The sequence below is a fragment of the Salmonella sp. SAL00672 genome (assembly GCF_046552175.1).
Classification (GTDB): domain Bacteria; phylum Pseudomonadota; class Gammaproteobacteria; order Enterobacterales; family Enterobacteriaceae; genus Salmonella; species Salmonella enterica.
The window spans coordinates 54,956-67,870 of the sequence record NZ_JBGDUQ010000006.1 but is presented as its reverse complement, the minus strand read 5'-3'; the positions used below and the strand labels follow the sequence as shown (position 1 = coordinate 67,870).

Here is a 12,915-nt window from a genome sequence, read left to right as displayed (position 1 = left end):
CCCTTTTTCTGGCTGAAGGCAGAAATAATTCCTGAAAATATGATTTACCATGCATATAAAATAAGAAAAAGGGAAAGCGTTAAAATTCGGAAAACATAAAGACGCTGACAGAGACAAATAGAATGCCAGCGCAAGCGTAATGTGTCCTGAGTCACACCATTGCGATTCATAATGTTTAAATTACGCAAGCAATATAACCATAACTATGGCGAATACACAATCATACACCAAGTGAATGATCATTTAAGTTTCAATTAAATGTTTATATTATTAATAGCTAAAAAGTTAACATTAATTTATCAATAACTTTATCCTTATCCATTAAGTAAACAAGGTTATTTGTTAAAATATAAAACAAATCAAAAAGATAAACCAAACCTTTAGCATACCTTTAACAGGCCATTCCCCTAACCAATTTGCAAACAAAAATGCCTAAATATTTCAAACAATGAAAAGTATGAATGTCCACTCGTTCTTTTATCCTTTATTGGACGCGCAGCCCAGCACAATTAGCTAAAGTACGTATCCGGATATCGTCAACAAAATGCAATGGCGACAGAAAATAGAGTTGACATTAAACGGCATATCCAGTACCACTAAAAGCATAACGCATTCGCTGGAGCTGAATTAATGTCACATATCGTTCGTTTCACTGGGCTACTACTACTCAACGCATTTATTGTGCGCGGTAGACCGGTGGGCGGCATTCAACATTAAGTCAGCTCGAAGTCAAACAAAACCCGCGCCGTTGCGCGGGTTTTTTTATGCCTGACGCAAGGCGCCCCTGGAGACAAGGACCACATCATGAGCCAGCAAGTCATTATTTTTGATACGACCTTACGCGACGGCGAACAAGCGTTACAGGCCAGCCTGAGCGCGAAAGAGAAGCTGCAGATTGCCCTGGCCCTTGAGCGCATGGGTGTTGATGTCATGGAAGTGGGCTTCCCGGTCTCTTCTCCGGGTGATTTTGAATCCGTCCAAACCATCGCCCGCACCATTAAAAACAGCCGCGTTTGCGCCCTGGCGCGTTGTGTAGAAAAAGACATCGACGTCGCGGCACAGGCGCTGAAGGTCGCCGACGCGTTTCGCATCCATACTTTTATCGCCACCTCGCCAATGCACATCGCCACCAAGCTGCGCAGCACGCTGGATGAGGTCATCGAACGCGCGGTATACATGGTTAAGCGGGCGCGTAATTACACTGATGACGTAGAGTTCTCCTGCGAAGATGCTGGCCGGACGCCTGTTGACGATCTGGCGCGCGTGGTGGAAGCCGCTATAAACGCCGGCGCGAGAACCATTAATATTCCCGATACCGTGGGCTATACCATGCCGTTTGAGTTTGCGGGAATCATTTCCGGCCTGTATGAACGTGTCCCCAATATCGACAAAGCCATCATCTCCGTTCATACCCACGACGATTTAGGGATAGCAGTAGGCAACTCGCTGGCGGCAGTACATGCGGGCGCGCGTCAGGTTGAAGGCGCGATGAACGGTATCGGAGAACGTGCCGGTAACTGCGCACTGGAAGAAGTGATCATGGCGATTAAAGTGCGCAAAGACATCATGAACGTACACACCAACATCAATCACCACGAAATCTGGCGCACCAGCCAGACCGTCAGCCAGATCTGTAACATGCCGATCCCGGCCAACAAAGCGATTGTCGGCAGCGGCGCTTTCGCCCACTCTTCCGGCATCCACCAGGATGGCGTCCTCAAGAACCGCGAAAACTATGAAATCATGACGCCAGAGTCCATCGGTCTGAATCAGATACAGCTGAACCTGACCTCCCGCTCTGGCCGTGCCGCCGTGAAACATCGCATGGAAGAGATGGGTTACAAGGACACAGACTACAACATGGACCACCTGTACGACGCGTTCCTGAAGCTGGCGGACAAAAAAGGCCAGGTGTTCGATTATGACCTGGAAGCGCTGGCGTTTATTAATAAACAGCAAGAAGAACCAGAGCATTTCCGTCTGGATTACTTCAGCGTGCAGTCCGGCTCCAGCGATATCGCCACCGCTTCCGTGAAGCTGGCCTGTGGTGAAGAGATCAAGGCCGAAGCGGCGAACGGCAACGGCCCGGTCGACGCCATCTATCAGGCGATTAACCGCATCACTGGCTACGACGTTGAGTTGGTTAAATACGACCTGAACGCCAAAGGCCAGGGCAAAGACGCGCTGGGTCAGGTCGATATCGTCGTGAACCATCATGGTCGCCGCTTCCACGGCGTCGGGCTGGCGACGGATATCGTCGAATCCTCCGCCAAAGCGATGGTGCACGTACTGAACAATATCTGGCGCGCCGCCGAAGTTGAAAAAGAATTGCAACGCAAAGCTCAAAATAAAGAGAACAACAAGGAAACCGTGTAATGTCGAAGAACTATCATATTGCCGTATTGCCGGGCGACGGCATCGGCCCGGAAGTCATGGCGCAAGCCCTGAAAGTTATGGATGCGGTACGCAGCCGTTTTGATATGCGTATTACCACCAGCCACTATGACGTCGGCGGTATTGCTATCGACAATCATGGTCATCCACTGCCGAAAGCCACCGTTGAAGGGTGTGAACAGGCGGATGCCGTTCTGTTTGGCTCCGTCGGCGGCCCGAAATGGGAAAATTTGCCCCCGGAAAGCCAGCCAGAGCGCGGCGCCCTGCTGCCGCTGCGCAAGCATTTCAAATTATTCAGTAACCTGCGTCCGGCGAAACTGTATCAGGGACTGGAAGCATTTTGCCCGTTGCGCGCCGATATCGCCGCTAACGGTTTCGATATCCTGTGCGTGCGCGAGCTGACCGGCGGGATCTATTTCGGACAGCCAAAAGGCCGTGAAGGCAGCGGTCAGTACGAAAAAGCCTTTGATACCGAAGTTTATCACCGCTTTGAGATCGAGCGCATTGCCCGTATCGCCTTTGAATCGGCGCGTAAACGCCGCCGTAAAGTCACCTCTATTGATAAAGCCAACGTACTGCAAAGCTCTATCCTGTGGCGTGAGATCGTCAATGATGTCGCGAAAACGTATCCCGATGTGGAACTCGCGCACATGTATATCGATAACGCCACCATGCAGTTGATTAAAGACCCGTCGCAGTTTGACGTACTGCTGTGCTCTAACCTGTTCGGCGACATTCTGTCCGACGAATGCGCCATGATCACCGGCTCAATGGGGATGTTGCCCTCCGCCAGCCTGAACGAGCAAGGGTTTGGCCTGTATGAACCGGCTGGCGGCTCCGCGCCGGATATCGCCGGGAAAAATATCGCCAACCCAATTGCGCAGATCCTGTCGCTGGCGCTGCTGCTGCGCTACAGCCTGGATGCCAACGATGCGGCAACGGCCATTGAACAGGCGATCAATCGCGCATTAGAAGAGGGCGTTCGCACCGGCGATTTAGCCAGGGGCGCTGCCGCAGTCAGTACCGATGAGATGGGCGATATTATCGCCCGCTATGTCGCAGAAGGGGTGTAATCATGGCCAAAACGTTATACGAAAAATTATTTGATGCCCACGTGGTCTTTGAGGCGCCAAACGAAACGCCGCTGCTGTACATCGACCGCCACCTGGTGCATGAAGTCACCTCTCCGCAGGCGTTTGACGGTCTGCGCGCGCACCATCGTCCGGTACGTCAGCCAGGGAAAACCTTCGCCACGATGGATCACAACGTCTCGACGCAGACTAAAGACATTAATGCTTCAGGTGAAATGGCGCGTATCCAGATGCAGGAGCTGATTAAGAACTGTAACGAGTTCGGCGTCGAGCTGTATGACCTGAATCACCCATATCAGGGCATCGTCCATGTGATGGGGCCGGAACAGGGCGTCACCCTGCCGGGCATGACCATCGTCTGCGGCGACTCCCACACCGCCACCCACGGCGCGTTTGGCGCGCTGGCCTTCGGCATCGGCACTTCTGAGGTAGAACATGTACTGGCGACGCAAACCCTGAAACAGGGGCGCGCTAAAACCATGAAGATTGAAGTCACTGGCAACGCCGCACCGGGCATTACCGCCAAAGACATCGTGCTGGCGATCATCGGTAAAACCGGCAGCGCCGGCGGCACCGGGCACGTGGTTGAATTTTGCGGCGACGCTATCCGCGCGCTGAGTATGGAAGGCCGCATGACGCTGTGCAATATGGCGATTGAGATGGGCGCCAAAGCCGGTCTGGTCGCCCCGGATGAAACCACTTTCAACTACGTAAAAGGGCGTTTGCACGCGCCGAAGGGCCGCGATTTTGACGAAGCCGTCAAGTACTGGAAAACGCTGAAAACCGATGACGGCGCGACCTTTGATACTGTCGTCACCCTGCGAGCAGAAGAGATCGCGCCGCAGGTGACTTGGGGCACGAATCCGGGCCAGGTGATTTCCGTCACCGACATCATCCCCGATCCCGCCTCTTTTAGCGATCCGGTTGAGCGCGCCAGCGCCGAAAAAGCGCTGGCTTATATGGGCTTACAGCCGGGCGTACCGTTAACGGACGTTGCTATTGATAAAGTCTTTATCGGCTCTTGTACCAATTCGCGTATTGAAGATTTGCGCGCGGCGGCGGAAGTCGCCAAAGGGCGCAAAGTTGCGCCTGGCGTGCAGGCGCTGGTGGTGCCGGGTTCAGGTCCGGTGAAAGCGCAGGCGGAAGCGGAAGGTCTGGACAAGATCTTTATCGAAGCAGGATTTGAATGGCGCTTACCAGGCTGTTCCATGTGCCTGGCCATGAATAACGACCGCCTGAACCCGGGCGAGCGCTGCGCCTCCACCAGCAACCGTAACTTTGAAGGCCGTCAGGGCCGCGGGGGTCGCACTCACCTGGTTAGCCCGGCGATGGCCGCCGCTGCCGCCGTTACCGGCCACTTCGCCGACATTCGCAGCATCAAATAAGGAAACTACCATGGCAGAGAAATTTACCCAGCATACCGGCCTGGTTGTCCCACTGGATGCCGCCAACGTCGATACCGATGCAATTATCCCTAAACAGTTTTTGCAGAAGGTTACGCGCACCGGTTTTGGCGCCCATCTGTTTAACGACTGGCGCTTCCTGGACGAAAAGGGCCAACAGCCAAATCCGGAATTCGTGCTGAACTTTCCGGAATATCAAGGCGCGTCGATTCTGTTGGCGCGAGAAAACTTTGGCTGCGGCTCTTCACGCGAACACGCGCCGTGGGCGTTGACCGATTACGGCTTTAAAGTGGTGATCGCGCCAAGCTTCGCCGACATCTTCTACGGCAACAGCTTTAACAACCAACTGCTGCCGGTAACCCTGAGCGACGCACAGGTCGATGAGCTGTTTGCTCTGGTGAAAGCCAATCCGGGGATTCATTTTGAAGTGGATCTGGAAGCACAGGTGGTGAAAGCAGGCGATAAAACCTATAGCTTTAAAATCGACGACTTCCGCCGCCACTGCATGTTGAACGGTCTGGACAGCATTGGGCTGACGCTGCAGCACGAAGACGCGATTGCCGCCTACGAAAATAAACAACCGGCATTTATGCGGTAACCCTTGACGCCTTACCGGGCCTACAGGTTATGCAATATCACCAGGTTGCCACTATATCCTGTAGGCCTGATAAGCGTAGCGCCATCAAGCTCCGGGTTACTCATCAGTCGCTCATGCCGGGGATATTCCGGCATTTTTTATACGTCTTTTACTCGCCCGCTCACCACCTGCGTGACCACAGAAACCGCCGCATAAATCCCGTTGAGACGCCGTCCCATCGTCGTCATCCAGAAACAGCCGAAATAAAAAAAGCCAGCAGATATTATCTGCTGGCGGGTGATTTTAGGCTATCGCCTACACCAATACTCAGTCACACATGATGTCTGCAATTGGCTTCAATCGGTCGCCTCCCACTGCATCAGTTCCGCGAGCATTTTTAAGCGCTGCGGCGCGCTCAGGCAAGCCAGCCAGGACGTTTTTTCCGTCGCGGCAAAATATCTCAACCAGAACTGGCGCATAGTGACCTCTTCCTCTTGCTTCATCGAAAGATATTATTGGCCTAATATAGGGATAATAAAATTGCTGAGTTTTTCATCGGAGTTCCCCTTTTATGCCCTCAGGTCGCCTGCAACAACAATTTATCCGTCTCTGGCAATGTTGTGACGGTAAAACGCAAGACACCACGCTTAATGAGCTGGCGGATCTGCTGAACTGTTCGCGTCGCCATATGCGTACGCTGCTAAATACGATGCAGGCGCGCGGTTGGCTAACATGGGAAGCCGAGGTCGGACGCGGAAAGCGTTCGCGTCTGACGTTCCTGTATACCGGACTGGCGCTGCAACAGCAGCGGGCGGAAGACCTGCTGGAACAAGATCGAATCGATCAACTGGTACAACTGGTCGGCGATAAAAGCGCTGTCAGGCAAATGCTGATTTCCCATCTGGGACGCAGCTTCCGCCAGGGGCGGCATATTCTGCGGGTTCTTTACTATCGTCCGATGCACAATCTCCTGCCGGGAACCGCATTACGTCGCTCGGAAACTCATATTGCCCGGCAAATTTTCAGTTCGCTCACGCGGGTAAATGAGGAAAACGGGGAACTGGAAGCGGACATTGCGCACCACTGGCAGCAAATTTCCCCTTTACTGTGGCGCTTCTACCTGCGCCCCGGCATTCATTTTCATCATGGCCGCGAGCTGGAGATGGAAGATGTCATCGCCTCGCTGACGCGTATCAATACGCTTCCGCTTTACTCGCACATCACAAAGATAGACTCCCCTACCGCGTGGACGCTGGATATTCATCTTTCCCAGCCGGATCGCTGGTTGCCGTGGCTGCTGGGCCAGGTCCCGGCGATGATTTTGCCGCGGGAGTGGGAAACGCTGGCTAATTTCGCCAGCCACCCTATCGGCACCGGGCCTTATGCCGTGCGGCGTAATACGCCAAACCAGCTCAAGATACTCGCCTTTGATGATTACTTCGGCTATCGGGCGTTGATAGACGAAGTGAACGTCTGGGTACTGCCGGATATCAGTGAAGAACCGGCCTGCGGCTTGATGCTGGAAGGGCCGATACAAGGCGGTGAAAAAGCGATAGAAAGCCGACTGGAAGAGGGGTGCTATTACCTGCTATTCGACGCCAGAACGCCGCGCGGCGCGCATCCGCAGGTCAGAGAATGGGTAAGCCACGTCCTCTCCCCCACCAATTTACTCTATCATGCCGATGAACCGCTACAGCAGCTCTGGTTCCCGGCCTATGGGCTTTTACCGCGCTGGCATCACGCCCGCCCAGGCCCGGGCGAAAAACCCGCCGGTCTGGAAACCCTCACGCTGACCTTCTATCGCGAACACATTGAGCACCGGGTTATCGCCCGTATCATGAGCGCGCTTCTGGCTGAGCATCAGGTGCATCTGCATATTCAGGAGATCGACTACGATCAATGGCACGCCGGCGAGATCGAAAGCGATATCTGGCTCAATAGCGCTAACTTTACGCTGCCGCTGGATTTCTCGCTGTTCGCGCACCTGTGCGAAGTACCACTCTTGCAGAACTGCATTCCGCGCGACTGGCAGGACGACGCCGCGCAGTGGCGCGCTGGCGAGATGAACCTGGCGAACTGGTGCCAGCAACTGCTGGCCAACAAAGCGATTGTGCCGTTGATCCACCACTGGCTGATTATCCAGGGACAACGCAGTATGCGCGGGCTGCGCATGAATACCCTCGGCTGGTTTGATTTTAAATCGGCGTGGTTTGCGCCGCCAGATCCTTAACGCCAGCTCTTGATTGCTGCCCGGCAACAAAATCACTACACTAACGCCGAACTCAACGGGGTGCCGCGCTCATGCGCGCGCTGAGAAAATACCCGTCGAACCTGATCCGGATAATGCCGGCGAAGGGATTTGAGGTTACCTCTCAAGTCCTTTGCCACTCTTTAACTGAGGTGCAAAGTGTTAAAAAAATATCTTCCGCTTTTACTCCTGTGCGCGGCGCCTGCTTTCGCCAAACCCGTTCTCACCGTCTATACCTACGACTCGTTCGCCGCCGACTGGGGGCCAGGCCCGGCGGTGAAAAAAGCGTTTGAAGCCGATTGCAACTGCGAGCTGAAACTGGTGGCGCTGGAGGATGGCGTTTCACTGCTCAACCGCCTGCGGATGGAGGGGAAGAACAGCAAAGCCGATGTGGTGTTGGGGCTGGACAACAATCTGCTGGAAGCGGCCACGCAAACTAAACTCTTTGCCAAAAGCGGCGTGGCGAATGAGGCGGTCAAGGTGCCCGGCGGCTGGAAAAACGACACATTTGTGCCGTTCGATTACGGCTATTTCGCCTTTGTCTACGATAAAAGCAAGCTGAAAAATCCGCCGAAAAGCCTGAAAGAACTGGTCGAGAGCGATCAAAAATGGCGGGTGATTTATCAGGACCCGCGTACCAGTACGCCAGGGCTGGGGCTGTTACTGTGGATGCGCAAAGTCTATGGCGATAACGCGCCGCAGGCCTGGCAAAAACTGGCGGCCAAAACGGTGACGGTGACGAAAGGCTGGAGCGAGGCCTACGGTTTATTTCTGAAAGGTGAAAGCGATTTGGTGCTCAGTTACACCACCTCTCCGGCGTATCACATTATTGAAGAGAAGAAGGACAATTACGCCGCCGCGAACTTCAGCGAAGGCCATTACTTACAGGTAGAAGTCGCGGCGCGTACCGTCGCCAGTAAGCAGCCGGAACTGGCGGAGAAATTCCTCAAATTTATGGTTTCTCCGGCGTTTCAGAACGCCATACCCACCGGCAACTGGATGTACCCGGTAGCGGACGTCGCCTTACCCGCAGGGTTTGAATCATTGGCCAAACCCGCCACAACGCTGGAATTCACGCCGCAACAAGTGGCAGCACAACGCCAGGCATGGATTAGCGAATGGCAACGCGCCGTCAGCCGTTAATTCCCGGCTGGCTGATTCCGGGGCTGTGCGCCGCCGCGCTGATGATAACCGTCTCGCTGGCGGCCTTTCTGGCGCTTTGGCTGAACGCGCCGTCGGGCGCGTGGTCGACAATCTGGCGGGATAGCTATCTGTGGCATGTGGTGCGCTTCTCATTCTGGCAGGCGTTTCTGTCCGCAGTGCTGTCTGTGGTCCCGGCGGTTTTTCTCGCCCGCGCGCTTTATCGACGCCGTTTTCCTGGACGTCTGGCGCTGCTGCGTCTGTGCGCCATGACGCTGATTCTGCCGGTACTGGTTGCCGTGTTCGGTATTCTTAGCGTGTATGGCCGTCAGGGCTGGCTGGCCTCGCTGTGGCAGATGCTGGGGCTTCAGTGGACATTCTCCCCCTACGGCTTGCAGGGCATTTTACTGGCGCACGTCTTTTTTAACCTGCCAATGGCGAGCCGTTTGTTGCTGCAATCGTTGGAAAGCATTCCCGGCGAGCAGCGCCAGCTCGCCGCCCAGCTCGGTATGCGCGGCTGGTATTTTTTCCGTTTTGTCGAATGGCCGTGGCTACGCCGCCAAATTCCGCCCGTCGCGGCGCTGATTTTTATGCTCTGCTTCGCCAGTTTCGCAACGGTTCTGTCGCTCGGCGGCGGCCCGCAGGCCACCACTATCGAACTGGCTATCTTTCAGGCGCTCAGTTATGACTACGATCCCGCCCGCGCGGCGATGCTGGCATTAATCCAGATGGTCTGCTGCCTGGCGCTGGTACTGCTAAGCCAACGGTTGAGCAAAGCGATTGCGCCGGGGATGACGCTGACGCAGGGCTGGCGCGATCCTGACGATCGTCTCCACAGCCGTCTGACGGACGCCTTATTAATCGTGCTGGCGCTGCTGATGCTGCTTCCGCCGCTGGTCGCCGTGGTGGTCGATGGCGTCAACCGCAGCCTGCCGGAGGTGCTGGCGCAACCCATTCTGTGGCAGGCTGTCTGGACATCGCTACGTATTGCGCTGGCGGCGGGCGTTCTGTGTGTGGTGCTGACCATGATGCTGCTGTGGAGTAGCCGCGAGCTACGCCAACGCCAGCAACTATTCGCCGGACAAACGCTGGAACTCAGCGGGATGTTGATCCTCGCGATGCCGGGGATCGTACTGGCGACAGGCTTCTTTTTACTGCTCAATAACAGCATTGGCTTACCGGAATCCGCCGACGGCATCGTGATTTTCACCAATGCGCTGATGGCAATCCCCTACGCGCTAAAAGTCCTGGAAAACCCAATGCGCGATATTACCGCCCGTTATGGAATGCTGTGCCAGTCATTAGGAATTGAAGGCTGGTCGCGGTTAAAGGTCGTGGAACTGCGGGCGCTGAAACGTCCGCTGGCGCAGGCGCTGGCGTTTGCCTGCGTACTTTCTATCGGTGATTTTGGCGTCGTCGCGCTTTTCGGCAATGACAATTTCCGCACGCTGCCGTTTTATCTGTATCAGCAGATCGGCTCCTACCGCAGCCAGGACGGCGCGGTGACCGCGCTGATACTGTTGCTGCTCTGTTTTACGTTATTTACCCTCATAGAGAAACTACCGGGCCGACATGCTAAAACTGATTGATATCACCTGGCTTTACCATCATTTGCCGATGCGTTTTACGCTGGCGGTAGAACGCGGCGAGCAGGTGGCGATTCTTGGCCCCAGCGGCGCGGGGAAAAGCACGTTGTTGAATTTAATTGCCGGTTTTCTTGCGCCTGCCAGCGGTACGCTACTGATTGCCGGCGAAGATCATACGCTTACGCCGCCCTCACGCCGTCCGGTCTCAATGCTGTTTCAGGAGAATAATTTATTCAGCCACCTGAATGTGCAGCAAAATATCGGTCTGGGGCTAAATCCTGGGTTAACGCTCAACGCCAGCCAGCGGGAAAAACGGGACGCTATCGCACATCAGATGGGCATTGAGAGTCTGATGACGCGTTTACCGGGCGAACTGTCCGGCGGCCAGCGTCAGCGGGTAGCGCTGGCGCGCTGCCTGGTACGTGAACAGCCGGTACTGCTGCTGGATGAACCGTTCTCCGCGCTCGATCCCGCGCTGCGTCAGGAGATGCTGACGTTGGTCAGCGATATCTGCCGCGAGCGACAGCTCACGCTGTTGATGGTCTCGCACAGCGTGGAAGATGCGGCGCGAATTGCGCCCCGGTCAATCGTCGTCGCCGACGGGCGTATCGCGTGGCAAGGCAAAACAGACGAGCTACTAAGCGGTCAAGCCAGCGCCTCAGCGCTATTGGGCATCAAATCCCATATTTTGTAGGCCGGATAAGGCGAAGCTGCCATCCGGCAAAGGAATCGTTAGTAACCCACAACTTTGCGCAGAATATCGATATATACCGGCATCAGCGGGTGGCGAACCAGCACCACCAGCGCGACCACGCCGATCCCGAGCGTCAACGGCGCCAGATACAGCAAACGGCTGCGGGGGAAATACGCGGTTAAACGATCGACTGCCGCTTTGCCGCTGCGCCACAGCCGCCAGCATAGCCAGCCTCCGACCCACAGCAGCAACGCCGTCGCCAGCAGCAGCCATTTGAAATCTCCGCTCTGCATATCGGAAGGAATATCGATTGCCGCTCCCGCCAGAATGCCCGGCAGGAAATAAAACGGCGGCCACAGCAAACAGCCAATCAAGTTCGGCCCAATAAATTTCGCCACGGGAAGATCCAGCATCCCTGCCACCATCGGCACCAGCGGCCTCGTCGGACCGACAAAACGTCCGACCAGGATCGTGAACATACTGTGCTGATGCAGCGCGTGTTCGGTTTTATCCAGCAGCGACTTGTTCTTTTTCATAAAAGACCAGCGGTGTAGCGGCTTTTTAAAGCGCCACCCCAGCCAGAACGAAATCCAGTCGCCCATCAGACAGCCGATAATACCCACCAGCCAGGCATGCCAAAAATTGAGCTCGCCGCTGCCGATAAGCGCGCCCAGCCCCGCCATCAGTACCGTGCCGGGTAAAATCAACCCCACCAGCGCCAGCGATTCCAGGAAGGCGACCAGCAACACGGCGATAAGCGAATACAGAGTGGATTGGGTGATAAAGTGTTCCAGCAGTGCTTGCATAGTGTGTCCGTCAGCGTGATGAAGCAGGGATTCTGCTTACCCCGTCCCCCTTCGTCAAGCCGTCAATTATCCGAATAGTTACGGCTTATGACATCTTTGTGGACACATCATTCACTTTTTATTCACATCCGGCCCTGAACTCGCTAGGACTTGCCCCGGTGCATTTTTTAAATACCCGAGAAAAATAGAGCTGATCGTCAAATCCAACATTGCGCCCAACGGTCGCTATCGGCATTCGCGTGGTGCTAAGCAGGAGTTTCGCCTGGCTGATACGCTGATCTTCGCGCCAACTCAATACGCTAATGCCTAACTGCTGGCGGAACAGATGCGATAACCGGGAGGGCGACAGGCAGACATGCTGGGCGACGCTGGCGATATCAAAATGACTGTCCGCCAGATGGTCGCTGATATACTGGCAGGCATCGCGCACACGGCTATCCATCGGCGGGTGCAACGACTCATTAATTACCGCCATACGTCTGAGCAACAACTGCTCCAGCAGATTGATCGCCAGTAGCTCAGAATAGCGGCCTTCCCCTTGCCCGGCGCTGATGATCTGCCCGAACAGTTCGCTGAAATGCGGCTGGCGCGCCTCGTCCGGGCGGAAAAATCCTGTCTGAGCAAAGATTGTCGGCCAGGTCAGCCACTCCTGCCAGTAGGCGCGAGGCCGGAAATAAACCCACTGGTGATACCACTCGCTGGCATCCGGATGCCGTCCATAGTGATGAATCTCGCCCGGCGGAAACAATAATATATCGCCAGGCCGACAGACAAACTGCTCGCCATTATTATTAATGACGCCCTCTCCGCGGATGGTCAGGTTAAGAATATATCCCTTCATGCCCAACGGACGATCGATAAAAAAATCCAGATATCCATTCGCTTCAATTGGCGTCAGTCCGGCGACCAAATGGGCATTAAATGAATATCCCGGCAATAGCGGATCATTTTGCGTTTCAGCCATGATTTCTCTACC

At 55.0% G+C, this 12,915-nt stretch carries 12 protein-coding genes and 1 riboswitch; of the genes, 9 read left to right on the top strand and 3 right to left on the bottom strand.

Annotated elements, in window-relative coordinates:
- The first annotated feature begins 630 nt into the window (after positions 1-630).
- From leuL to leuD, 5 genes are all read left to right on the top strand, one after another.
- Positions 631-717 (top strand): leu operon leader peptide, encoded by an 87-nt coding sequence (gene leuL, locus ACLJTG_RS15915; RefSeq protein ID WP_001575587.1) that lies wholly within the window; start codon positions 631-633, stop codon positions 715-717.
- An 87-nt stretch (positions 718-804) separates the two neighbouring features.
- Complete coding sequence (gene leuA / locus ACLJTG_RS15910; protein WP_000082819.1) at positions 805-2,376, top strand: 2-isopropylmalate synthase; 1,572 nt, start codon at positions 805-807, stop codon at positions 2,374-2,376.
- Positions 2,376-3,467, top strand: coding sequence for a 3-isopropylmalate dehydrogenase (leuB, locus tag ACLJTG_RS15905; protein WP_001523171.1), 1,092 nt, complete (start codon positions 2,376-2,378; stop codon positions 3,465-3,467). The genes leuA and leuB overlap by 1 nt, the downstream gene beginning before the upstream one ends.
- Positions 3,468-3,469: 2 nt before the next feature.
- Positions 3,470-4,870 carry a 3-isopropylmalate dehydratase large subunit gene (leuC, locus tag ACLJTG_RS15900; protein WP_001140634.1) on the top strand — a complete coding sequence of 467 codons (1,401 nt, stop codon included), beginning with the start codon at positions 3,470-3,472 and terminating at the stop codon, positions 4,868-4,870.
- A 10-nt stretch (positions 4,871-4,880) separates the two neighbouring features.
- The gene (leuD, locus tag ACLJTG_RS15895; protein WP_000818264.1) at positions 4,881-5,486 is read left to right on the top strand and encodes a 3-isopropylmalate dehydratase small subunit; all 606 of its coding nucleotides are present in this window, start codon (positions 4,881-4,883) and stop codon (positions 5,484-5,486) included.
- 335 nt (positions 5,487-5,821) lie between these two features.
- On the opposite strand, the gene sgrT is transcribed toward leuD, so the two are convergent.
- Positions 5,822-5,944, bottom strand: coding sequence for a glucose uptake inhibitor SgrT (sgrT, locus tag ACLJTG_RS15890; protein ID WP_001248755.1), 123 nt, complete (start codon positions 5,942-5,944; stop codon positions 5,822-5,824).
- A gap of 92 nt (positions 5,945-6,036) precedes the next feature.
- On the opposite strand from sgrT, the gene sgrR reads away from it, so the two are divergent.
- From sgrR to thiQ, 4 genes are all read left to right on the top strand, one after another.
- Complete coding sequence (sgrR, locus tag ACLJTG_RS15885) at positions 6,037-7,695, top strand: HTH-type transcriptional regulator SgrR (RefSeq protein ID WP_001139028.1); 1,659 nt, start codon at positions 6,037-6,039, stop codon at positions 7,693-7,695.
- Positions 7,696-7,741: 46 nt separating this feature from the next.
- A riboswitch (TPP riboswitch) is annotated at positions 7,742-7,841 on the top strand.
- A gap of 31 nt (positions 7,842-7,872) precedes the next feature.
- Positions 7,873-8,856, top strand: coding sequence for a thiamine ABC transporter substrate binding subunit (gene thiB, locus ACLJTG_RS15880; protein ID WP_000915326.1), 984 nt, complete (start codon positions 7,873-7,875; stop codon positions 8,854-8,856).
- Positions 8,832-10,442 (top strand): thiamine/thiamine pyrophosphate ABC transporter permease ThiP, encoded by a 1,611-nt coding sequence (thiP, locus tag ACLJTG_RS15875; RefSeq protein WP_079951388.1) that lies wholly within the window; start codon positions 8,832-8,834, stop codon positions 10,440-10,442. The genes thiB and thiP overlap by 25 nt, the downstream gene beginning before the upstream one ends.
- Positions 10,426-11,133, top strand: a complete 708-nt coding sequence (thiQ, locus tag ACLJTG_RS15870; RefSeq protein WP_000915970.1) for a thiamine ABC transporter ATP-binding protein ThiQ — start codon at positions 10,426-10,428, stop codon at positions 11,131-11,133. Before thiP ends, thiQ begins: the two co-directional genes overlap by 17 nt.
- 38 nt (positions 11,134-11,171) lie before the next feature.
- Here the strand turns inward: thiQ and ACLJTG_RS15865 are convergent, their stop codons facing one another.
- Positions 11,172-11,939, bottom strand: coding sequence for a DedA family protein (locus ACLJTG_RS15865; protein WP_001148369.1), 768 nt, complete (start codon positions 11,937-11,939; stop codon positions 11,172-11,174).
- Between the two features lie 118 nt (positions 11,940-12,057).
- Positions 12,058-12,903: an arabinose operon transcriptional regulator AraC gene (araC, locus tag ACLJTG_RS15860; RefSeq protein ID WP_000852387.1), complete on the bottom strand. Its 846-nt coding sequence runs from the start codon at positions 12,901-12,903 to the stop codon at positions 12,058-12,060.
- Positions 12,904-12,915 lie beyond the last annotated feature (12 nt).

Bases quoted from the DNA above. Each gene is read 5' to 3' on its own strand.
- leuL (WP_001575587.1), top strand. From the start codon at position 631: ATGTCACATATCGTTCGTTTCACTGGGCTACTACTACTCAACGCATTT.
- leuA (WP_000082819.1), top strand. From the start codon at position 805: ATGAGCCAGCAAGTCATTATTTTTGATACGACCTTACGCGACGGCGAA.
- leuB (WP_001523171.1), top strand. From the start codon at position 2,376: ATGTCGAAGAACTATCATATTGCCGTATTGCCGGGCGACGGCATCGGC.
- leuC (WP_001140634.1), top strand. From the start codon at position 3,470: ATGGCCAAAACGTTATACGAAAAATTATTTGATGCCCACGTGGTCTTT.
- leuD (WP_000818264.1), top strand. From the start codon at position 4,881: ATGGCAGAGAAATTTACCCAGCATACCGGCCTGGTTGTCCCACTGGAT.
- sgrT (WP_001248755.1), bottom strand. From the start codon at position 5,944: ATGCGCCAGTTCTGGTTGAGATATTTTGCCGCGACGGAAAAAACGTCC.
- sgrR (WP_001139028.1), top strand. From the start codon at position 6,037: ATGCCCTCAGGTCGCCTGCAACAACAATTTATCCGTCTCTGGCAATGT.
- thiP (WP_079951388.1), top strand. From the start codon at position 8,832: ATGGCAACGCGCCGTCAGCCGTTAATTCCCGGCTGGCTGATTCCGGGG.
- thiQ (WP_000915970.1), top strand. From the start codon at position 10,426: ATGCTAAAACTGATTGATATCACCTGGCTTTACCATCATTTGCCGATG.
- ACLJTG_RS15865 (WP_001148369.1), bottom strand. From the start codon at position 11,939: ATGCAAGCACTGCTGGAACACTTTATCACCCAATCCACTCTGTATTCG.
- araC (WP_000852387.1), bottom strand. From the start codon at position 12,903: ATGGCTGAAACGCAAAATGATCCGCTATTGCCGGGATATTCATTTAAT.